This window comes from uncultured Actinomyces sp., from assembly GCA_900541895.1.
In the GTDB taxonomy this organism is placed as follows: domain Bacteria; phylum Actinomycetota; class Actinomycetes; order Actinomycetales; family Actinomycetaceae; genus Pauljensenia.
Map to the genome: position 1 here is coordinate 1 of UWSI01000025.1, position 21,223 is coordinate 21,223.

Annotated in this window: 17 protein-coding genes and 1 tRNA gene; 12 read left to right on the forward strand and 6 right to left on the reverse strand. The window is 56.5% G+C overall.

Features of this window, described 5'->3' with window-relative positions; translation table 11 throughout:
- The first annotated feature begins 83 nt into the window (after positions 1–83).
- The gene (locus tag QZR18_RS06555; protein WP_178705806.1) at positions 84–1,115 is read left to right on the forward strand and encodes a class C sortase; all 1,032 of its coding nucleotides are present in this window, start codon (positions 84–86) and stop codon (positions 1,113–1,115) included.
- On the opposite strand, the gene QZR18_RS06560 is transcribed toward QZR18_RS06555, so the two are convergent.
- Entirely contained in the window at positions 1,096–2,736 is a 1,641-nt protein-coding gene (locus QZR18_RS06560; protein WP_178705803.1) for an L-serine ammonia-lyase, iron-sulfur-dependent, subunit alpha, read from the reverse strand. The genes QZR18_RS06555 and QZR18_RS06560 overlap by 20 nt on opposite strands.
- 173 nt (positions 2,737–2,909) lie before the next feature.
- Between QZR18_RS06560 and QZR18_RS06565 the strand changes: the two genes are divergently transcribed.
- The 5 genes from QZR18_RS06565 (at position 2,910) to QZR18_RS06585 (ending at position 6,701) form a co-directional block, all read left to right on the forward strand.
- Positions 2,910–3,392: an S-ribosylhomocysteine lyase gene (locus tag QZR18_RS06565; RefSeq protein ID WP_009407833.1), complete on the forward strand. Its 483-nt coding sequence runs from the start codon at positions 2,910–2,912 to the stop codon at positions 3,390–3,392.
- Positions 3,393–3,437: 45 nt separating this feature from the next.
- Positions 3,438–4,202, forward strand: a complete 765-nt coding sequence (gene mtnN, locus QZR18_RS06570) for a 5'-methylthioadenosine/S-adenosylhomocysteine nucleosidase (protein ID WP_178705800.1) — start codon at positions 3,438–3,440, stop codon at positions 4,200–4,202.
- A 27-nt stretch (positions 4,203–4,229) separates the two neighbouring features.
- Positions 4,230–4,700: a low molecular weight protein-tyrosine-phosphatase gene (locus QZR18_RS06575; protein ID WP_178705809.1), complete on the forward strand. Its 471-nt coding sequence runs from the start codon at positions 4,230–4,232 to the stop codon at positions 4,698–4,700.
- A complete protein-coding gene (locus QZR18_RS06580) occupies positions 4,697–5,545 on the forward strand; it encodes a hypothetical protein (protein ID WP_295910749.1) in 849 nt (282 codons plus the stop codon). Before QZR18_RS06575 ends, QZR18_RS06580 begins: the two co-directional genes overlap by 4 nt.
- Positions 5,546–5,774: 229 nt before the next feature.
- Positions 5,775–6,701 carry an ROK family protein gene (locus QZR18_RS06585; protein WP_295910755.1) on the forward strand — a complete coding sequence of 309 codons (927 nt, stop codon included), beginning with the start codon at positions 5,775–5,777 and terminating at the stop codon, positions 6,699–6,701.
- A gap of 89 nt (positions 6,702–6,790) precedes the next feature.
- On the opposite strand, the gene QZR18_RS06590 is transcribed toward QZR18_RS06585, so the two are convergent.
- From QZR18_RS06590 to QZR18_RS06605, 4 genes are all read right to left on the reverse strand, one after another.
- On the reverse strand, positions 6,791–7,339 hold the full coding sequence (locus QZR18_RS06590; RefSeq protein ID WP_009407838.1) for a phosphoribosyltransferase: 549 nt from the start codon (positions 7,337–7,339) through the stop codon (positions 6,791–6,793).
- A 72-nt stretch (positions 7,340–7,411) separates the two neighbouring features.
- Positions 7,412–7,933: a SprT-like domain-containing protein gene (locus QZR18_RS06595; protein ID WP_178705856.1), complete on the reverse strand. Its 522-nt coding sequence runs from the start codon at positions 7,931–7,933 to the stop codon at positions 7,412–7,414.
- Positions 7,930–12,741 carry a DUF3418 domain-containing protein gene (locus QZR18_RS06600; RefSeq protein ID WP_366921413.1) on the reverse strand — a complete coding sequence of 1,604 codons (4,812 nt, stop codon included), beginning with the start codon at positions 12,739–12,741 and terminating at the stop codon, positions 7,930–7,932. Before QZR18_RS06600 ends, QZR18_RS06595 begins: the two co-directional genes overlap by 4 nt.
- Positions 12,742–12,786: 45 nt before the next feature.
- Complete coding sequence (locus QZR18_RS06605) at positions 12,787–13,566, reverse strand: alpha/beta hydrolase (protein WP_009407841.1); 780 nt, start codon at positions 13,564–13,566, stop codon at positions 12,787–12,789.
- 168 nt (positions 13,567–13,734) lie between these two features.
- Here QZR18_RS06605 and QZR18_RS06610 point away from each other — a divergent pair, with 168 nt between their 5' ends.
- From QZR18_RS06610 to QZR18_RS06630, 5 genes are all read left to right on the forward strand, one after another.
- On the forward strand, positions 13,735–14,025 hold the full coding sequence (locus QZR18_RS06610; protein WP_048712395.1) for a hypothetical protein: 291 nt from the start codon (positions 13,735–13,737) through the stop codon (positions 14,023–14,025).
- 18 nt (positions 14,026–14,043) lie between these two features.
- Positions 14,044–15,192, forward strand: coding sequence for a VIT1/CCC1 transporter family protein (locus QZR18_RS06615; RefSeq protein WP_178705862.1), 1,149 nt, complete (start codon positions 14,044–14,046; stop codon positions 15,190–15,192).
- Between the two features lie 117 nt (positions 15,193–15,309).
- Entirely contained in the window at positions 15,310–16,050 is a 741-nt protein-coding gene (locus QZR18_RS06620) for a trimeric intracellular cation channel family protein (protein ID WP_048712392.1), read from the forward strand.
- Positions 16,047–17,579: an amino acid permease gene (locus tag QZR18_RS06625; RefSeq protein WP_291458919.1), complete on the forward strand. Its 1,533-nt coding sequence runs from the start codon at positions 16,047–16,049 to the stop codon at positions 17,577–17,579. Before QZR18_RS06620 ends, QZR18_RS06625 begins: the two co-directional genes overlap by 4 nt.
- 196 nt (positions 17,580–17,775) lie before the next feature.
- On the forward strand, positions 17,776–18,456 hold the full coding sequence (locus QZR18_RS06630) for an HNH endonuclease family protein (protein ID WP_291458918.1): 681 nt from the start codon (positions 17,776–17,778) through the stop codon (positions 18,454–18,456).
- 117 nt (positions 18,457–18,573) lie between these two features.
- Here the strand turns inward: QZR18_RS06630 and QZR18_RS06635 are convergent.
- Positions 18,574–18,646: transfer RNA gene (locus QZR18_RS06635), tRNA-Arg, on the reverse strand.
- A gap of 275 nt (positions 18,647–18,921) precedes the next feature.
- Here QZR18_RS06635 and QZR18_RS06640 point away from each other — a divergent pair.
- A complete protein-coding gene (locus QZR18_RS06640) occupies positions 18,922–20,847 on the forward strand; it encodes a solute carrier family 23 protein (protein WP_295910752.1) in 1,926 nt (641 codons plus the stop codon).
- Positions 20,848–21,223: the final 376 nt, after the last annotated feature.

The window sequence follows — 21,223 nt, forward strand, 5'->3', positions numbered from 1 at the left end:
AACAGCCGGGTGCGGGAAGACCCGTGGGTCTTCCCGCACCCGTTTCTATACAATCAACGCAACCCCCATTTAAAAGGCGACTCATGAGCGAGAACGAGATCCACGCAGACGACAGCCTCTCAAATACCCAGGTTAAGGACGAGATACCTGAAACTGCGGAAGAACGTGGTCAACGCATTCGCAAGGCCCAACACCGCCGTCGCCTCTTCACAATTCTTCCGCCCGTTCTGCTGGTGCTGGGGATTCTGGTTCTGCTTTACCCCGTTATCGCGACCTATCAGAACAATCTCGAACAACAGCGCATTGCCAAAGCATTCAGCGCCGAACAAACCAACCTTGGTCCCGATGTACTAAAAGATGAACTCGCGCGCGCTGACGAATACAACCGCCACGCTGCCGAAGCACCCATCCTTGACCCCTGGTTGGAATCTCAGCGGCCCAACACTCCCCAATACTCCGATTACCTCTCACAACTTAACGTCAACCCCGTGATGGCAACTGTTAAGGTCCCTTCGGCCGACATCAGCCTTCCGATCTATCACGGCACCGAAACCTCAACTCTTGAAAAAGGCGTTGGACACCTCTTTGGAACTGCGCTCCCCGTTGGTGGCGAAGGAACTCACACAGTTCTTACCGGCCACTCGGGACTGGGCAGTGCAACCATGTTCGATCACCTCAACCGCGTTAAAGTCGGCGATGTCTTCTACATTGAAGTTCTAGGCCGTCACCTCAAATACAAGGTCACTGATATTCGGACTGTTCTTCCCAATGAAACAGAGAGCCTGAACAAGGTTGCAGGAAAAGACCTTGCAACTCTGATTACCTGTACGCCCTACGGCATCAATACTCACCGACTGCTCGTCACCGGTGAGCGCGTTCCCATGGATGATCAGCAAGTTGCTGCAGAATCAGCAAAGGTTGAACCCGCAGTCGTTCAGACCTGGATGATTGCCGTCGTTGTCGGCATTATTGCCGTGCTCATGACGACTGCAGTCCTATGGGGCTTTGCCCGCAAGAACCGTAAGAAGCGTGAGGCTGAAGCAGCCGCAGTAGCAGAAGCATCTGCAGCAAGCGAAAACGGCGAAGAAACTGCGATCAACACTCCACAACGTTGACGGCCAGGCCGCCCGCTGAGGTCTCCTTGTACTTTGAGAGCATGTCGTTCCCTGTCTGACGCATTGTCTCAATGGCGACATCCAGGGACACGGTGTGGCGGCCATCGCCCCACAGGGCCATGCGAGCAGCGTTAATTGCCTTAACAGCAGCAATCGCATTGCGCTCAATACAGGGGATCTGAACAAGCCCACCAACGGGATCACAGGTCAATCCCAGAGAATGCTCCATGGCGATCTCAGCAGCGTTCTCCACCTGCTGAGGGGTACCGCCCAGAGCCTGAGCAAGCCCTGCAGCCGCCATTGCCGAGGCCGAGCCGACCTCTCCCTGACAGCCAACCTCAGCACCGGCAATCGATGCGTTCGTCTTGATCAAAGCACCAATCGCAGTCGCGGCCAATAAGAACTCGTGAATCGATGCGCGACGGCAACTGGCAGACTCTGACGACTCATCCAGAGGGAGCTCTGAAATCCCAGCCAAATTCGAGGGGGAGAAGTCGGGGAAACTCGCTCCGGCCTCGGGACAAAAAGCAACGAGGTAGCCCAGCACTGCTGGGATCACGCCGGCTGCGCCATTGGTGGGAGCGGTGACGATCCTGTGCCCGGCCGCATTTTCTTCATTCACCGCCAGAGCGTAGAGGTTGACCCAATCCATGGCACGCAGGGGATCTTGCATAACCCCGGCCCAGCCTCGGCGCTCACTTGCTGAAAAAGCCTTTTCAGCGCGCGCGCGCAATTGTGCGGCCAAAGCGTTCGCGCGACGAGGAACATCCAGTCCACCGGGCAAAATACCGGTGGAGGAAATCCCCGCCTCAATCGCGTGGAACATCGTGTGTGCGATCCGGTCGAGGTAGGCGTCCAAAGCCACCTCGGAACGCGCAGAAAGTTCGTTTGCGCGGACAACCTCGGCGATGGATAGGCCCGAGTACGCGCATTGCGCCAAAAGTTGTGCGGCCGTCGAGAAGGGATAGGGCGCGGGCGTACACATTCCCGTTGTCTCTTGTGCAGAGGCCAAGGATGCGATCTCGGGGTGTTCGGGATCGTTATTCGTCTGGGCCATAACGAAGCCGCCACCCACCGAATAGTAGGTGCGCTCAAGGACCAAGCTCTCTCCTGCGTAAGCAGTGATTGTGAGCGCGTTGACGTGGTAACTCAGGACCGTGCGCGGAAGAAAACGGATATCGGACTCGATATCAAAAGGAATTTCCCGGCCACCCGCGAAGGGAAGACTACCGCTGGAAGCAATCTGGGGAATCAGACTCTCAACTGTTTCAATGGACACGGTTTCCGGGTCATAGCCCGCTAAACCCAGCAGCACTGCACGGTCGGTGTTGTGACCTCGTCCGGTTGCGCCAAGAGAGCCAAAAAGGTCGATGGTTACGTGAGACAGATGTGAATAATCGGGAAGCGCACACAGCTCCGTGGAGAAGGCGAGGCCGGCACGCATCGGACCGACCGTGTGTGAAGAAGAGGGACCAATACCGATTGAAAACATATCGAAAGCGGAGAGCGGGCGAGGGGCCTCGCTGGCGGGAACTTCACCGGCGACGATGGCTGCAGGTGTAGGGGTGCCTGCGCTGTACTGATCGGGAGAAGTGACATCAATCGACGGCTGAAGATCCATGCCTCTATTGTGCCTGAAAATAACTGGAGATGAACGACGGTGATCACTCATTCGCTCCGCTGCAATGAAGTGGAGTTTGCAGCGAAAAGCCCATCATTGATGGTGTTCTACACAACGTGCGGCATGCGAGACTCGCCCGAGCACGCCACCTAAATCCCGATAAACTGGGTTTCATGAGTGAACGCATGAATGTTGAGTCCTTTAACCTCGACCACCGCACTGTCCTTGCTCCTTACGTCCGCGTCGCAGATCGGAAGACTCTTCCCGGTGGCGATGTCTTGATCAAGTACGACGTCCGTTTTACCCAGCCCAATAAGGCACACCTTGAGATGCCCACGGTTCACTCCATCGAGCACCTCAGCGCTGAACTGATGCGCAACCACACCGATAAGCTCATCGATTTCGGGCCCATGGGTTGCCAGACCGGCTTCTATGCCCTCCTCCTGGGCGTTGAGACTGAGGAGTTCCTGCCGATCTTGCAGGCGACTTTCGAAGATATCCTCAATGCCACTGAAGTTCCTGCCGCAAACGAGGTGCAGTGCGGCTGGGGTGCAAACCACTCCCTAGAAGGTGCGCAGGAAGCCGTTCGCGAGTTCCTGAATCACCGCGACAAGTGGCTGGTTGTCACTCAGGATGATGCCGCGGCAGCAAAGTAATCATTCAGACCTGACGACCCCCAGACACTTCTCAGAGAGGTACTCATGTCCCTGACCTTGACCCCTTCGCGTCAGCTTCCCGAGGTCGACGCCTTCATTCAGTGCGCGATGGTGATGGAAGCCCAGCCTTTCTTGGATGCGCTTGCGCCTCTTCCCGGTTCTACTGCGGTTGAAACCCTTGTTGTTGGCGCCGATGGTCATCACCAGCAGAGCTACGCCCTTGGTCAGCTCGAAGGCCACACCGTCGTCGTCATCACCTCGGGTATTGGTATTGCGAACGCGGCAGCAGCAGTGGCCCGAGGCCTGACCCTGGCAACCCCGAAGATCGTGATCGCGGGTGGTACCGCGGGCGGTCTTGAGGGTGGAATCCAAGTGGGCGACATTGCGGGAGCGATCTCCACAATCTACAACGACGCCGATGCTACTGTTTTCGGCTATGAGTTGGGTCAGATTCCGCGTATGCCCGTCGACTACCACTCCTCGCAGCGCGCGATCGACGCGCTCGCGGGTCTCAACGATGCCCAGCCGCACCACGTGCGCACCGGCCGCATCGTTACCGGTGACTCCTTCGCTTCGGAAAAGGTCGTTGCCCGTATCCGCGCCGGCTTCCCCGATGCGCTGGCTGTTGACATGGAAACGTGCGGCATGGCCCAGGTGTGCTGGTCGAACGGCGTGGATTGGATCTGCCTGCGTGCGATCTCGGATCTGACGGGAGAAGGCGCTGACGAGGACTTCCACATGAATGGTGAGAAGGCCGCATACCACTCCTTCGAGGCCATTTGCGCCTACCTCTCACTTTTCAGCAAGTGAGCTGATCCCGTGTCCTATCGCGTCCTTATGGTGTGTACCGGCAATATCTGCCGCTCGGTCATGGCCGAAGAAATCCTGCGTGAAGTCGTCGCACAGCGTGGGCTTGATGTTGTTGTTGATTCGGCCGGGATTAGCGATGAAGAGCATGGACACGGGATCGACTCTCGTGCTGCGCGAGCGCTGCGAGAGGGCGGATATCGCGTTCCCTCGCACCGAGCCCGCCAAGTCGAGGTGGGGGAGCTTCAGCGTTGGGATCTGATTCTTGCGATGACTTCCTCCCACCTTCGCGCCCTTGAAAGGCTTGCAGGAGGGCCCGATCCGAAGATTCGCATGTTCCGTGAATTTGAGGTGAGTGGGGAAGAGTTTAGTCACGGGCGTGACCTCGATGTTCCGGACCCCTGGTACGGTGATTATTCTGATTTTGAGGCCACTCGTGAGACCATTGAGAACTGCACTCCAGCCATCATTGAGTACATCATGAGGAGCGCAACTCGGTGACGAAACGAAACAAGCGCATAGGCGCGCTTGTCGCACTTTGTGTAGCGGCGGCCTCGACAATCGGGATAGTCGGCTGTACGGACAGGGCGCCACAAGAACAGCCGCAAGAAACAGCCTCTGAGGCGCCTCGCGGAATTCCTTTGGACTATTCGGGTTTTGCCCCGGAAAACATCATGTCTGATGCTGTGCTGGATAACTCGAGCGCCATGAATGATGAGCAGATCGCTACTTTTATCAACGAAAAGGGAGAAGGCTGTCGCGCGGGACGAGTGAATGATCAAGATGTTCCGTGTTTGAAGGATTTCAAAGCCGTCACCGAGACTTTCCCCGCTGATGAGTATTGCCAATGGGGATACCAGGGCGGCGAAGAAGAAACCGCTGCGCAGATTATTGGTCAGTCAGCACGTTCATGTGGAGTAAATCCCCAAGTTTTGTTGGTCACGCTGCAAAAAGAGCAGGGTCTGATCTACGCGTCGGGTGGAATGTTTCAGTGGTTTAGCTATCCCAGCGCGATGGGATATGCCTGCCCGGATAACTCGACCTGTGATCCGGATTATGCAGGTTTTCAGCGGCAGGTCTATTACGCCGCGCGCCAGTTTGCGATCTATCGCGTGAGGCCTGAGCGCTTCCGTTTCCGTGCGGGAGAAAGGGTCGAGGCCCGCTACGGTCCTGCCGAAGAATGCGCATCCGTTGAAATCACTCCGGCTAATCGTGCAACCGCCAGTTTGTACAACTACACACCCTATGTTCCCAACCAGGGGGCGCTTGCGGGACACGGTAATGACTGCTCGGTCTATGGCAATGCGAATGTTTATGGTTATATGCGGGCCTGGTTTACCCAATAATGTTGAAATCCGAGCAATTATAGGTGGTCATGGTATACACTGAGCGCGCTGGGTACGCCCGTGTCTAGGTGACGAAGAAGTTATCAAGAGGTGCGCGATGGAGCCATACGATATTCACAAGAAGACTGCCGACCCTCCGGGGCCGCCGATTCACATACCGCATTTCAAGCGCTCTGATGAGTGTGCTGTTGGGATTGCGCTGTTGCCTGGAAGGGTCCATACCGTTGTGATGGATCGCTCTGGGCGTGCGCGTGAAGAGCGAGCGCGAATCATTGAAAATAATTCGAATGCCATTCTTGCCACGATTAACACTCTCTGCAGTGAGATGGCAGAAAGCGTTCGTTCATATGGGGATATCAAGGGAATTGGCCTATCCCTCGATGGGAAAGTGATCGATGGGCGAAGGTGTACGGTCGAAGAACTGGGATGGTTGGACTTTCCGCTACTCGATTCAATCTCTGGACAGGGCGGACTTCCGCTTTCTCTTATCAACAGTCTTGAAGGGCTGGCAAGGTACGAAGCCATATACGGTGTCGGACAGCGTTTGGATAATTTCCTGATCGTTCAGATCGCGGAAAACGTCTGCTACGTTGAAGTGAAGAATGGCGCAATTTGCCCTGATCCCGCTGGAAATTACCGAAGAATTGCTCACCTTCATCTTGAGGGAAGCAATGCGGTATGTGCACAGGGGCATTACGGATGTGTCAGTGGGTCGCTGGTTCCTTCAGCCGTTATTGGGCAGGCGCGCGCAGCCCGTATAAGTGCTGGTGATACTGATCGGCCACGTGATATCGAAGAACTGATTCGTATGGCACAGGGCGGCGATCAGGCCTGCCGAAAGGCGATTTTGAGCTTTGTTCGCAACCTTGCGAGGTTTCTGGAGCGGCTCAGTGAAATGACCAAGATTGATCACATCGTCCTTGATGGAAGCGCAGTGCGGATTCTTTCCTCGGAGTGGGCGGTCCTCTTTGAGGACGAGCTCTTCACTGTGGGTTCTCAGGGGGAAGTGCTTCCGGTTGTGATTCGTCGTGCCAGTGAGGATTCTCGCTGGGCATGTGGGGCGGCGGCGTATTTCTTTGAGTCGTGTGATCACGGAAGACGAAAAGTGCCTGGGGGTGACTTAAGCGGGAGTTATGTGCCACTCATTGCGGTGTAACCGGCATCGATTGGAAAATACCGGTCGTTTAATGAAACGGGACTGCGAGCAGCGCGCAGTCCCGTATTATTCATGCTCGAATTTGAGTGTTACTCGGCCTCGACCACAGGCAAAACTGACCAGGGGAAGTTGATCCACAGAGCGGTCTTTCGCCAGATGTAGTCCGGTTCGATGATCGAGACAGGCTTCTTGTAAATAACAACCGAGCGAGCGTCGACCTTTGCGTGGGTCTTCCCATCAAGGCTCAGTCCGTCTTCGTCGATCAGTTCCATAACCTTCTTTAGGGTTTTACCCGAGTCAGCGACATCATCGACAACGAGTACCTTCTTGCCATCCAGAGCCGAAACATCCATCAGCGGAGGGAGAACCTGAGGCTCATCCAGAGTCTCACCCAGACCGGTGTAGAACTCAAGGTTCATAGTTCCGATGGCCTTCACACCCATTGCGTAGGCGATTGCTCCAGCGGGGATCAGTCCACCGCGCGCAATTGCAACGATCAGGTCGGGCTTCCATCCGGAATTCACGATCTGCTGTGCCAGCTCGCGTGCTGCGTCGCCGAACTCTTGCCAGGTCAGGTTTTCGCGTTCTTCGCCAGTGTTGGTCGTTGCGCCGTCATCGAATGGGGTGGAGGCAGACATGTATACGTCCTTCAGCAAAAGTGATCAGGTGAATGGACATATGGTAACGCCCGTCAGTACGTTTACGCATTGTTATCCATTTGGGTGACCGTATCGTCTCAAACTGCGTAGTTGGCGAGCATACTGTCCGCCGGGTTGACGAGGTTGTCCTTTATGGGACCAGATAAAGATTCGCGAGGCATCAAAAGTGCGTGAACACGCACCGCAAGAGGTGACCCGTCGGGGAGCTGAATATAGTTCCCGCCGTGTTCCGCAGACGGGGCATACTCCCACCCATGATGGCCGAGGCGAGGGCAAGTATGCCGATAAGCGCGCACTATCGGGGGCACCAAGTTGGCGAGCTTTCGCCTGCCAGATCGCATCGTGATGATGTGAGGCGCCAACTAGAGCGTGGGCAATTTCGTGCAGGATGACTCCACGTACCGTTTCCGCATCGTAGAGGTCAACCAACGGCCCCGAAAGGCGAATTTCGCGAAGTGTATGGACGCATGCCCCCGCGCGTCTACGCGCACGATCAAATCGCAGCGACCAGTCTCTTAAACCGTGGTGATCCATTAATTCACGTGCCATTGCGCGTGCGTCTTCACGCTTCATATGGCCTCGTGAAGACGATCAATCGCTGCCAACATGCGTTGAGGTGAAATCTTGCGCGCGGTCCCCAGTTCTTGCGCAAATAGAGAAACGCGCAGCTCCTCACGCATCCACAAAAGTTCTTCAAATGCACTGGCGTGGCGCGCGTTGAAAGGACGCGTATCCATGAGCTCGCGAAGTTCATTGAGCTCGTTATCGACCTGCGCTAGGGCCTGGACAGACCCCTCGTCACGTGCAAGATCGGAAGGTGAACGCAAAGCTTTACGGACGCGTAAAGATTGAGCCTGAATGTATCGCGGAAGGTTACGAAGGCGCTCAATAGGTGTTGCTGCAATGAATCCATCAAATACCAGGGAATGCGCGACCCTTTCGGCATCCTCGCGGAGTGCGCAATAGGCCCGTGCATCCGCAGTCGCAAGGGTATCTTGTAGCTGCGCCCAGGATTCCATCGCGCGCACAACGACTTCAATAATCGAATAAACCTGGTCTTCGTGTAGATCCCTCACGCGCTGGGAAAGGTCGTCAAAGCTTGAGCGATTACGTACCGTCCATAGCCCTTGATTTCCGCTCAGAGATACCGTGAGCGTGCGCACGCTTGCCCACTGCGCATCTGCGATCAGAGCCTCGCTGCTTCGATAGGGAGTTGAGGTCAGCATGAGTGCCTCGCGTCCACTCCAACGCGTTGAGACGCGCTTGGTCGATAGCTGAACGCGGCGTAGGACGAGGTTTGCCACACCCAATCCGTGTTCACTTCTTGCCTGCGAAGCATTTGCCATGACACGCACACCTGCCAGCGGATTCTCGGGCTTCCCTTGGGGGACTAAAGCCGGGAATGCGCGAATTGTGAGCCCCTGTGCTTGAGATTCAATCGAGGGTGGCAAAGGGGTGGTCGGGAAATCCTCAAGATCGTCGGCGAAAAGTTCACTTCCGGGAGTGCCCTCGCTACCATCGATTGTTCCCGAGGCCGTCGCTTCCTTCCTTTGCGCGCGAGCTTTTTGCTCGCCAGGCGCAGTCCTTGAGTATCTCCCAGACTCAGGCTTTGGTTTCGCATCTGAGCGATGTGCACTGCGTTCTTGTGCTTCGGTCAATGCTTGGCGAACGGCCGTTCGCAATGCGCTATCGGTCGCACCGGCCAAGGTGCGTTTGAGATATCCCAGATCTTTCCCGCTTCCCAGTTCGCGTCCTTGACGATCGTGGACAACGAAGGTCATGAGCAGGTGATCGGGAAGTGCGTCGCGCATGGTGTGGATATCAGAATCGCTCAGGTCAACGCCTCGCAGCTCACGGATTGCACGCGTGAAAAGTTCGTCGAAGGATGCCGAGTGAGTCTGTGCGGTAGCGGTGCGGGCTCCACCGGGATTTTGAGTGGAAGATTTCGGGGACCTATCAGAGCTTTGAACTGAGGAAGCTGCGGAAAGATCACGGCCTTGACCCCGTTCGTCTTTCGTTGACGTACTGGCCTTGGACAGGCGCTTATCGCTACGACCCTGACCTGTTTTCTGTCCCCATGCCGCTAGGCGCCCAAGAGCGGCGCTCAACGAGGCGGGATCTTTATCAGGAATAGCGCCAGCGGAACTCTCACCAGAGTGTGCGTGATCAGGCTCTTTGTGAGCACTTACTCGGCCGTCTCGGAAATCATCAATCCACGTGGCAAGGCTCTTTGCGACTTCGGGAGCGGGTGCAAGTAGGCGGCGCTTGGCCTTGGGAAGAGCGCGTATTGCCTCGGTGATGAGTTCTTCGCGCATACCCGGTACTAACCAATCGGTACCCTCATCGCTTACGCGACCCAAGGCCTCGACGGGAATGGACATCGAAACACCATCGCGCGGGGAGCCAGGGTGGAACTCATAGGACAGGGGAAGGCGAAGCTCTCCCTGCTGCCAATGGTTAGGGAAGCCCTCTCCGGTCTGGCCCAGGCCTCGAGGAAGAAGAAGCTCAGGAGGATAATCCAAAAGATGAGGATTCTGGCGCTTTTCGTTCTTCCACCAGCGATTAAAGTGCCCTGCAGAGATGATCGAGGCGGGGAGGAGATCGTCAAAGAAACGCTCCAGCGCCATTTCATCGGCGACGAGGCCGTGGGTGCGGCTGCGACGTTCGGTTTCCCGTGCCCGCTCGATCGCCTCGTCGTTGCGACGTTGGAAGGCATGACGCTCACGCCACTGACCCTGAACCAGCGCGTGGCGGATGAACATTTCACGAGCGAGCTCGGCAGCGGTGATTGGGCTTTGCTGGGCGATCGCAAAAGGAGAATCTGTGGGAACAGCGCCTCGGATTGACCCCAGGGGAGTAGATCCCAGTCGTCCCAGCAACACCGAGTGGTCTGCGATCAATGTCAGCCCGTAGAGCATCACTTTTTCTTGAACGTACGCCGCGCCCCGCGAAGAATTCCACGTGGGTTCGGAATAGACATGGTTGAGTAGGTCTTTTGCCAATGGCTCGACCCATTCGGGGCGAATACGGGCGACCGTACGTGCAAAGAGTCGCGAGGTCTCAACCAATTCCGCGGTCATCACCCAATCGGGATGGCCAGTGATTCCCGAACCAGGCCAAATGGTGAAGTGAGTGCCTCGGCTACCCGTATAGTCTCGAGTTGCCGGATCCCACGCGCCCAGACTGGAGAGAAGACCAACGAGGATCGAACGGTGAATATCGTCGGTGTCGACCGCGCTGGTTGAGCGCGTGAAGGCAACTGCAGCCTTCGCTGCGGCGTCCGCAATTCCCGTACGTGATGCCTGCTCGACTACATCACCCGCTGAAGGCATCCCCAGTGGCTCGGTGTTGATGCCGATGCTGCGGGCCATATCGCGCAGCTGGTGGGCGATATCGCGCCACTCGCGGAAACGCAGGTAGTGAATGAATTCTGCCCGGCACATACGTCTAAACGCGCTACCTGAAAGATCGCGCTGTTGGACGTGCAGGTAGCGCCATAAATTGAGGTAGGTCAAGAAATCGGAGTGGGAGTCAGCAAAACGCGCGTGTGCCGTATCTGCAGCTTCTTGGTGTTCCAGTGGGCGCTCGCGGACATCCTGAATCGATAGCGCAGCAACGATCACTAAAATTTCCGACGCGCATCCTGATTCATGCCCAGCGATCAGCATGCGGCCCAGGTGCGGATCGATGGGAAGGCGAGCTAAGTCGCGACCAATGCGTGTGAGCTCAAGTCCTTGGTTTCCCTGTGCCAGCGCGGAAGAATCGGAGTTCTTTGACGAATCCAGCGGGCGCAGTGCCCCGATTTCAATGAGCTGATTGATGCCATCGCGGATCGCTCGCGAGTCCGGCGCATCGACGAAGGGGAAAGACGCAACGTCTCCCAACCCTAAAGCGCTCATCTGTAAAATGACCGAGGCCAGCGAGGTACGCAAGATTTCCGGCTCGGTGAAGTCTGGCCTCGATGCGAAATTATCAGCGGAATACAGGCGAATCGCGATACCGTCCGCAACGCGTCCGCAACGTCCAGAACGCTGATTTGCGCTGGCCTTTGAAATCTCTTCGATGGGTAGGCGCTGAACCTTGGTCTTATTGGAATAGCGCGAAATTCGCGCCATTCCCGGATCGATCACGTAGCGGATCCCCGGAACCGTCAGCGAGGTTTCAGCGACGTTTGTCGCCAGAACAATGCGCCGATGGCTGTGTTCCTCAAAAATCCGGTGTTGTTCCGCGGAGCTGAGGCGCGCAAATAGGGGCAAAATTTCGATATCTGCGGGGCTCTTCGAGTGCGAGATATCCCTGGGCGCGCGGTTGCCCAGGTGATCGCGCAACGCCTGTTCGGTATCACGGATATCGCGCTCACCGGGAAGAAATACCAAAATATCCCCCGGGCCCTCGCTGCATAGCTCATCGACCGCATGGCAAATTGCGGTTTCGACGTCGATGTCTTGACCCGCGCCGTAGCCCTCCAGAGCAAGGGGATCATCTGGGTCCTCTAAAACCAGTTGTTCGACGCCGCTTCCAGTGCTTTCTTCCTCGATTGCCGAGGCCGTGGCCGGGCTGCTTTCAGCGGGCTGAGCATCGGGGGACGTGCTTGAGGAGGAATAGGAAGCCGGGGTGTCGGCGGCAAGGGGACGGTAGCGGATTTCAACCGGGAAAGTACGACCCGAAACCTCAATGACCGGTGCGGCTTCAATGAGCGTTCCCTGTCCAATCGGACCGTTCCATCGACCGAAGTGGCGCGCGAAACGATCCGAGTCAATGGTCGCTGACGTGATGATGACCTTGAGGTCGGGGCGCAAGGGGAGCAAGCGCGCAAGGTAGCCCAAGATGAAATCGATGTTTAGGCTGCGTTCGTGGGCCTCGTCGATGATCAGGGTGTCATAGCGACGCAGCATTGGGTCCGATTGAATTTCTGCCAACAAAATACCGTCGGTCATGAGTTTGACCAAAGTGGTGGGACCGACCTCATCGGTGAATCGCACCTGGTAGCCGACGACCTCGCCGGGCTCTTTGCCCACCTTTTGGCCAAGCTCAGCGGCAATGCGCTCTGCAACCGAACGCGCTGCAATACGGCGAGGCTGGGTGTGCCCGATCATGCCGCCTACGCCTCGGCCTAATTGAAGGCAAATCTTTGGGATCTGCGTGGTTTTTCCCGAGCCGGTTTCGCCGGAGATGATGACAACCTGATGCTGCGAAATTGCCTGTGCAATTTCGTCACGTCTTGCGCTGACCGGAAGATCGGGGAAAGAAATCAGTGGAATCGCAGCGGCCCGAGCAGCAAGCTGTTCGGGTGTGAAAGGGCGGAAAGGCGCGGATGCATGAGGGGAGCGACCCCTGCGTGAATGTGCGCGCCGGCGCCTTGGCTGCGATGAAGTGGACACCCCTTCAGGGTAACGAAGAACTTTCGCCACAGCTGGGTGTGTACGTTACTGGCGGAACTCCCCACTGGGCTCTGCCCACAGATGCGCCCACTCAAGCGCGGCCTCGAGAAGGATTTCTGGATGTTCACCGGCACCAAAACGGGTATCGTGAACCATTTCAACCCGAGAGCCGTCGGGAAGACGGTGGAAAGCGTCGCGCGTCAGATCAACCAGACCCAAATCGATATCGTCGGCATCGTGGAGGATGAATGCAGGTGCGCCCTTCGGATCGATGATTGAAGAATCGACCATGGAAAGATCGGCCAGCGTCTGCTTGGAGATCGTGAAAAATTCGCGAGGCCCATCGGAGTCGTCCGGGATCCGGGTTTGGCCGGTGTGCTCCAATTCGTCTAGTTGGCTATTGGAAAAAATTGCACTCCAGTCGTAGGAGAGCGGGCCAAGTACCGGAGCAGAAAGAAACAGCGCGGTCGCATGAATCAGGTGCGCGGCAAGTGCAGTAACCGAGCCAAAAGAGTGACCGTGAATAATCTGGTGGGTGAAACCCTGATCGGCAAGCCAGCCCGATGCAGCCTGGAGGTCCTCGATCTGAGACTCGCGCGTAATCACCTCGTCATCGGAGCGTCCATGCCCCGAGTAATCGAATTGGAGTGTCGCGTACCCGGCCTTGCGATAGGCGCGGGCGAGCTCATCGTAGTGTCCACCCGAGTGTTCATCTGCAAGAAAAGAATGCGAAAACAGGACAGCGGCGTCCCGTGAATCTACGGGCTGAACGAAAGTTCCCGACAGGGTGATCCCTCGGGGTGTGTTCATACGTACTTCGCTCATACCTCCACGGTACTGGTTTCATAGAAGATGTGAAATACCCCGTCTCATAACGTGCGAAAAGGTAAACAAGTGGCGTGTTACTTTGGGGAACTACTAGGCTAGTTTTTATTCGATAGTCACCATCGCACACCGGCGCGTACGCGCCTGATAGCACAAGAAAGACGCATCATGGGAACGAAAATGGGAATCGCTGTCGGTTTCGGGATCGGCTACGTGCTGGGGACCCGAGCGGGGCGTGAACAATACGCGCGAATTTGTGCGTGCGCGGGAAAGCTCCGTCGCTTCCCGTTGATCGCTCGTCCTCTAGATGCTGCCGGTGAAAAAATGTCTGCGCTTGTGCGCACCCAGGGTGAGAAGGTCACGGATAAAGTTGCCGACGCGGTGAAGGAACGACTCTTCCGCATGCCGGCCGCCGAACCGGAGATTACCGAAGATGATCTACCAACCTACGCGGGCTGAGGCGCGGGCGCATTCACAATGACTGATTCCCATCACACTGAAAAGCAAGCTTCGCGCGCGCAGATTCGACGTTGGCGCCGCTACCTGGCCGAAGAACGCATGGAGGCGCATACCTATCGCGCACTTGCTGAACGTCGGACGGGCGAAGAACGTCAGGTACTCCTTGGCCTTGCCGAGGCCGAGGGTCGCCATGAGGAGTATTGGCTATCTCTGCTGGGGGAGCACGCACTTCCCGCACCGCATCCTCCGCTTCGTACCCGAATTTCATCTGCACTGGCCTACATGTTCGGGACGATTTTTATTCTGGCGATGGCCCAACGAACCGAGGAACGTTCCTCATATGATGACGACGCTGACGTTCCAGCGGCGATCGCTGCCGATGAGCGTCTGCATGTCGAGGTTGTTCGTTCACTTGCACAGCGTTCCCGTGAATCCCTAGCGGGTACTTTCCGGGCTGCGGTCTTTGGGGTGAACGATGGTTTGGTATCAAACCTTGCGTTGATTCTGGGAGTCGTTGGTGCGGGACTGAGCTCGCAAGCGATTTTGACGACGGGAGTTGCTGGTCTGCTTGCGGGTGCAATGTCCATGGCTGCCGGTGAATGGGTCAGCGTGAGTTCTCAGCGCGAGCTATTGGACGCATCGATTCCAGATCCCGGTGTTGATAACACTTTGAATGAAGTCGATGTCGATGCCAATGAATTGGCACTGCTTTTCCGCGCTCGCGGGGAAGATGAGGAAAGCGCGAAGGCACACGCAGCAGATGTCTTCGCAAAACTTGCAAAATCTGATCGTCGTTCGGGTGGTAATGCCGCTCCAAGTACAGATGGCACAGAGCGACGCCCCATCTTTTCAGCGTACAAGGATGAAGATGCGGGAGCTAGCGAAGAGATCGGTACCCCGGCGCGTGCGGCGGCCTCGTCCTTTATTTGTTTCGCTCTCGGCGCTCTTTTGCCCTTGATTCCCTATATTTTCAGGCTTGATGGATTGTTTGCCGCGGGAATTTCGGTTGTCCTTGTCGGTATTGCGCTCATGTTTACCGGTGGAATTGTTGGTGTGCTTTCGGGTCTTGCACCCGCCCCGCGTGCTTTCCGTCAGCTGGCAGTTGGTTTTGGTGCGGCCGGTGCAACCTACCTGCTGGGTCTTGTCTTCGGTACCAGCGTTTCCTGATCGGGGGCAGTCGCGCGACTGCGCTGCGCTGCGGAGGGGAATGGCCTCGCGCTTGATCTTGGCTACTGAGACTGCGCGTCCACAACCTTGGATTCTGTTGAGAGGTGGAAGACAATAGTGAGCGTGCTCGATACTCTCAATCAAACCTTGCCGGACCTGTTCCGCGTCATCGATCTTCTTGGCGTGCTCTTGAACGGGATCCTCGGCGGACGTATCGCGCGCATTAAACGTTTCGATGCCGTCGGCTTCATGGTCTTGGCCATCATGTGTGCACTGGCCGGTGGAATGCTCCGCGACATTATGCTAGATCAAGGCCCGCCGGTGGCATTGACCGATCCTTTCTACCTAGGGACTGCACTGGTCGGTGCGTTGATCGCTATGCTCTGGCGCCTCGATTCTCGTTTCTGGCGGATTGCGCTGGTGCTGGCTGATGGAACCGTTCTGGGATGCTGGGCGGCCACTGGAGCGCTGAAGACACTGAATGCTGGCCTGGGAGTAGGACCGGCGATTCTGCTGGGAATTATGACCGCCGTCGGTGGCGGCATGATTCGAGATATTTCTGCTGGGATGGTCCCGCAGGTATTTGGCGGAAATAATCTCTACGCAACTCCTGCATTCGTTTCAGCGGCGATCATGGCTGCATTTGGCCACTCGGGCCTGGAACAAATTGGCATGCTGGTTGCGACGATTGTCGGGTCGAGTTTCACAGTACTTGCGCATTGGAGAAAGTGGCAGCTTCCTTCACATAATGATTGGACATTGACCATGACGGCAACGCAGCTGCGGGCACTCCTTCGGTTGCGTTCGCTTGATGAACGTGACGTCAAGAAGATTACTGAGGACAATTCGGATCAATGAGTGCAGACAAGGCTCAGAGCGGAGCAGGATCTACAGTGGAAGGTGCCCGCGGACCGCAGATGGCATCCCCGGGTCATGGCACGCCTCGGTCAAAAGGATTCAAGGCTGCACACCTGTCGATGATGGCGCTGGGAAGCGCGATTGGTGCCGGCTTCTTCCTGGGTACCGGTGTCGCCGTTTCCGAGGCCGGCCCGGCCGTTTTGGTCTCCTACATTCTTGCCGCGTTAATCGTCGTCACCGTGATGTACGCGCTGGCTGAGTTGGCCGCTGCGATTCCTTCCTCTGGATCTTTCTCGACCTACGCCGAGGCAGGCATCGGCCGGTGGGCAGGCTTCACCTCTGGCTGGCTCTACTGGTTCATGCTGATCATGGTGCTTGGCCTGGAAATGACCGGCGCAGCGCAGATCTTTACAGCTTGGTTCCCCAGTGTTGACCAGTGGGTTGTCACCTTGGTCATCGTTGTTGTCCTGGGCGGGATTAACCTGCTGGCGGCCGGCGAATTCGGTCGTGTTGAGGCGTGGCTTGCAGGATTGAAAGTCGCTGCAATTATCTTCTTCCTGGTCGTTGGACTGGGCCTTCTGATGGGCATTATTCCCGGGCGCGCTCAGAGCCTGCATCAGGCTTTCATTGGAAATGGTGGTTTTGCTCCTGCTGGCCTTCCCGGAGTCGCGGTTGGTTTGCTTGCGATTATTACCTCCTTTGGTGGGCTTGAGATTGTTACCATTGCCGCCGCCGAGGCCGATGATGCCAGGCGCGCGATGTCGCAGGCTATTCGCTCGGTGATTTGGCGCATTTTGGTGTTCTACGTGGGCTCCGTTGCCCTGTTAATCTGCCTGCTGCCGTGGAATTCGGATGAGATGAAGACCAGTCCTTTCGCTGCGGTTTTGAACATGGCGGGGATCCCCGCGGTCGGAATGATTATGGAGATCATCGTCTTTGTCGCACTGATTAGTGCTTTTTCTGCGAACATCTACGCGTCTTCCCGAATCGCATACTCGCTGTCCGCACGCGGAATGGGACCGACCTGGATTCTGGGTGCGCGCGTGCACAAAGCTCTTGATGAGAGTGACGAGGCCCTTGGAGTAACCGCGCTTCACGGTGATATTGAGGACGGGCGAACCCCGCGCCGCTCGGTTGCGGTTTCTGTGGCTCTGGCCTTTATTTCCGTCGCCTTGAACTGGTATCTTCCATCGTCAATCATGCAGGTGCTCATCAATGCAGTGGGCATGGTGCTGTTGATCGTGTGGGTGATGATCGTTATTTCGCAGATCCGTTTGCATTCGAAGCTCGAGGCCGAGGGGGTTTTGTCCCTGAGGATGCCGGGTTGGCCGTGGCTTCCGTGGTTCGCTGTTATCGGATTGCTGTCGATCGCGGTTCTGATGATGTTTAACGCTGCCGGACGCGCACAGCTGATCGCAATGGGATCACTGACCCTGATCCTGGTGTGTCTGTACTTTGCGCGTGAGAATCTTCGAAATCGCAAGGCTGCACGTGCTTCAGTCGCGAAGATCGTCGGGAGCGGTGACTAAGACGCTGGTATTTGCGCAGCGGATTTTTCCACAGGATCAACGCTTATTCGGTGTTTTCCACAACTTTGTGGCTCTTAGTGTCTGCGCGCGTTTCCTGGGCCATAGTGGCTGAATAACTGTCAGAAGGAGGTAAGTGTTGATGCGCCGGAAAAGCCCCAGACACTCACGGCTTCTGATGGGGGTTCTTCTTATATGCGTGAGTGTGGGAATTGTCTTCGCACTTGTCCACACTGGAATCGTCGGCGGTGCTTTTGGCGTGTGGGACACAGGGGTGAATAGTTCCAGCGGTCCTTCGGATTCTTCCTTAGGAAGCGTGGATGACAGTGCGAAAGCCCTGGATCAGCTTCCCGTGCTTCAGACGCGCAGTGGATCTGTTCCACGCTATTCACGTGATGAATTTGGTCAGCGATGGGCAGATGTCGACCGAAATGGCTGTGATACGCGAAATGACATCCTTCGAAGGGATTTACGCAGCCTACAAATGAAGACGTCCTCTCCGAACTGCGTGGTTGTCGGGGGAATCCTTGACGACCCTTATACGGGTAGAACGATTGATTTCCACAAGGGTGAAGATTCCTCAGATCAGGTGCAAATCGACCACGTTGTTGCGCTTGCCAATGCGTGGAGCAGCGGTGCGTGGCAGTGGGATGCTCCACGTCGACAAGAGTTTGCGAACGATCCAACAAACTTGCTGGCTGTTGACGGTAACGCGAATCAAGATAAAGGGGCGAGCAGAGCGGATCAGTGGCTCCCACCGAATGCCCGTTATCGTTGCGCGTATGTGCAGCGGCAAATCGTTGTGAAGAGTTCCTGGGGTTTGGGGGTGACCCCGCGGGAAAAGAAGGCGATGAAAGCGGTGCTTGATCACTGTGAATAAAGGGAACGACCGAAGGGGAGTGCCCGTGCAAGTGCCGCGCAGATCTATGCGCCAAGGTGGGGATAGACGGATATAGCAAAGCCCCGACCGGTGGGACGCACCGAGCGGGGCCGCTTGCGCGCTCGAAGGGACTCGAACCCCCAACCTTCTGATCCGTAGTCAGATGCTCTATCCATTGAGCTACGAGCGCATTGCCGTTTGATTGGCTGGGAAATAGTTTAGGCACAACGCGCCTTTACAAGCAAACTCATAAATGCGTCATCAATCACATCGGCCTCTTTTTGCTGCAGAGGAAGTCGCAGAATCTTGCGGAAAAGAAAGAAAATTTATGCGAGTTTGTCAATTAGTGCAACCGAAGTTTCCGTGAAACGGTACTTTCATTGCTTCTTTCGAATGGGTAAGAATTAAGAGGTCCATTTTTGAGCGACATGCAGGAGCAGCGCAATGGCAAATAGCCATCCAAAAATGTCCACCACTCGAATCGACCCGGTCAATGCGGTCCCTTCTTTCCCCAAGCTCACAATCCTCGGTTTTCAGCATGTCCTGGCGTTTTACGCCGGGGCAGTTGTTGTTCCGCTGGTAATTGCAACTGGTCTGGGACTTGACTCGGCTACTACTGTTCACCTGATCAATGCGGACCTCTTCACCTGTGGTATCGCGTCAATCATCCAATCTGCGGGTCTTGGCCCGAAGATTGGTGTTCGTCTTCCCTTGCTTCAAGGCGTGACATTTACGGCAGTCTCACCTCTCATCGCAGTTGGTTTGGCTGCTGGTGGGGGAGTCGAAGGCCTCGCCACGATGTACGGCTCGATTATCGTTGCGGGCATTGCAACCTTCCTTGCCGCTCCCTTCTTTGCGAAGCTTTTGCGTTTCTTCCCGCCTGTCGTCACCGGCACCCTGCTGACAGTTATGGGAACGACCCTTATTTCGGTTGCAGCAAACGATATCGTTTACTGGGGAACTGAGGCAGCAAAGGTTGGCGCCGATCCCATTCCCGGAACTCTTCGCGGACTTGCATACGCTCTTGGCACTTTGGCTGTCATCGTGGTTATCCAGCGTATTTTCTCTGGCTTTATGGCGACGATTGCCGTCCTCTTGGGTCTGCTTGGCGGAACGGTTGTCGCGTGGATTCTGGGGGATGCAAACTTCTCTGCGGTCTCTCAGGCAGCGCCGATCGGGGTCACCACTCCCTTCTTCTTCGGAATCCCGAAGTTCTCAGTTGCAGCGATTATCTCGATGCTCATCGTCATGGCAATTACCGCCGTCGAAACCACAGGTGACGTTTTTGCGACCGGTGAGGTTGTGGGTAAGCGCATCACTCCAGCGCACATCGCGAATGCTCTTCGCGCGGACGGCCTGTCGACCGCGCTGGGTGGTGTCCTGAACTCTTTCCCCTACACCTGCTTCGCACAGAACGTTGGTTTGGTTCGACTCACGCGCGTGAAGTCGCGCTGGGTCGTTACCGCTGCGGGTGTCTTCATGATCATCCTTGGAGTTCTGCCCAAGGCCGGCGCGGTCGTCGCCTCGATCCCGAAGCCTGTTATCGGTGGAGCGTCTCTGGCAATGTTCGCAGCTGTTGCTGTTGTCGGTATTCAGACTCTTTCCACTGTCGATATGCGCGATAACCGTAACTCGGTGATCGTTGCGACCTCGCTTGGCTTGGGTCTGCTGGTCACTTTGAAGCCCGAACTGGCTAGCTACGTGCCCTCGTGGATGCAGATTCTTTTCGGATCCGGCGTGACGATCGGTTCAATCTGCGCCATCATCCTCAACCTGCTCTTCTTCCACATCGGTCGTAAGCCTTCTCCGGCTGTCTCAATGGTCGACGGGCGTCCGTTGGATCTGGATGCCATTAACCGCCTTGATCAAGCGCAGTTCACTCGCGCCTTCGCTCCCATGTTCTCGGGAGTGACGTGGCCGGTTGAACGCGCCTGGACGCACGCTCCTTTCGACTCAGTTGCTGACCTGCGTCACGCCTTCCAGGATGCAGTTGGTCAGGCTGACCGTGAGGAACAGGAAGCCCTGATTTCCGGCTACACCGACATCGTTGATCTGATTCTGGGTGGCGAGGCCGATGAGCAGGCGCTGCTGGATACCGGTTCGACCCTTTTGGGTGACTTTAACTCCGAGAAGCAGGAAGAATTGCGCGCGCTTGGCCAGGCATACCACGAGCGTTTTAACCGCCCGCTGATCGTATGCGTCTCGCGTGTAGATTCGGCTGATCAGCTTCTTGCTGATGGTTGGCGTCGCGTCGAGGGCTCGGACCTGCGAGAGATCCGCGTGACCTTGAATGAGGTTATGCAGATCGCCGAAAATCGTTTCGAGGCCATGGTCGCTGATGCGAACCCCATCCATTCGGCGTGGGCGCACTCCTTCGACCAGTTGGACTAAGCTTTCGTCACTGAATACTGAATAGCGTTTGCCCCCGGGTGCTCATGCGCCCGGGGGCAAACTTTTGTCGCTCTGCGTTACTCTGCACGGCCTTCGTCCCCTCGCTCTCTCCCCTCCCTCGTTCTCGCCCCTTCGCTCCCTCCCCTCCCCATCCTGGTTTAGCTCATTCATTCCGGGTCAGTTGCTGTTCTAAGGCGGTAGGTGAGCGAGCTAAACCAGGAATGGGAGAGCTAACGGGGGAATGGGAGAGCTAACGCATGAGTCCACGATCTATGCCCCCGCGCGCTCCGAAAAGACCGCAGCTCGGGCAGCATAAAGCGAACTCACGAAAGCATGCCCAGGAGACGTAACGATAAAACACACAAAAGGGCCGGGC

Bases quoted from the DNA above. Each gene is read 5' to 3' on its own strand.
- QZR18_RS06555 (WP_178705806.1), top strand. From the start codon at position 84: ATGAGCGAGAACGAGATCCACGCAGACGACAGCCTCTCAAATACCCAG.
- QZR18_RS06560 (WP_178705803.1), bottom strand. From the start codon at position 2,736: ATGGATCTTCAGCCGTCGATTGATGTCACTTCTCCCGATCAGTACAGC.
- QZR18_RS06565 (WP_009407833.1), top strand. From the start codon at position 2,910: ATGAGTGAACGCATGAATGTTGAGTCCTTTAACCTCGACCACCGCACT.
- mtnN (WP_178705800.1), top strand. From the start codon at position 3,438: ATGTCCCTGACCTTGACCCCTTCGCGTCAGCTTCCCGAGGTCGACGCC.
- QZR18_RS06575 (WP_178705809.1), top strand. From the start codon at position 4,230: ATGGTGTGTACCGGCAATATCTGCCGCTCGGTCATGGCCGAAGAAATC.
- QZR18_RS06585 (WP_295910755.1), top strand. From the start codon at position 5,775: ATGGATCGCTCTGGGCGTGCGCGTGAAGAGCGAGCGCGAATCATTGAA.
- QZR18_RS06590 (WP_009407838.1), bottom strand. From the start codon at position 7,339: ATGTCTGCCTCCACCCCATTCGATGACGGCGCAACGACCAACACTGGC.
- QZR18_RS06595 (WP_178705856.1), bottom strand. From the start codon at position 7,933: ATGAAGCGTGAAGACGCACGCGCAATGGCACGTGAATTAATGGATCAC.
- QZR18_RS06605 (WP_009407841.1), bottom strand. From the start codon at position 13,566: ATGAGCGAAGTACGTATGAACACACCCCGAGGGATCACCCTGTCGGGA.
- QZR18_RS06610 (WP_048712395.1), top strand. From the start codon at position 13,735: ATGGGAACGAAAATGGGAATCGCTGTCGGTTTCGGGATCGGCTACGTG.
- QZR18_RS06615 (WP_178705862.1), top strand. From the start codon at position 14,044: ATGACTGATTCCCATCACACTGAAAAGCAAGCTTCGCGCGCGCAGATT.
- QZR18_RS06625 (WP_291458919.1), top strand. From the start codon at position 16,047: ATGAGTGCAGACAAGGCTCAGAGCGGAGCAGGATCTACAGTGGAAGGT.
- QZR18_RS06640 (WP_295910752.1), top strand. From the start codon at position 18,922: ATGTCCACCACTCGAATCGACCCGGTCAATGCGGTCCCTTCTTTCCCC.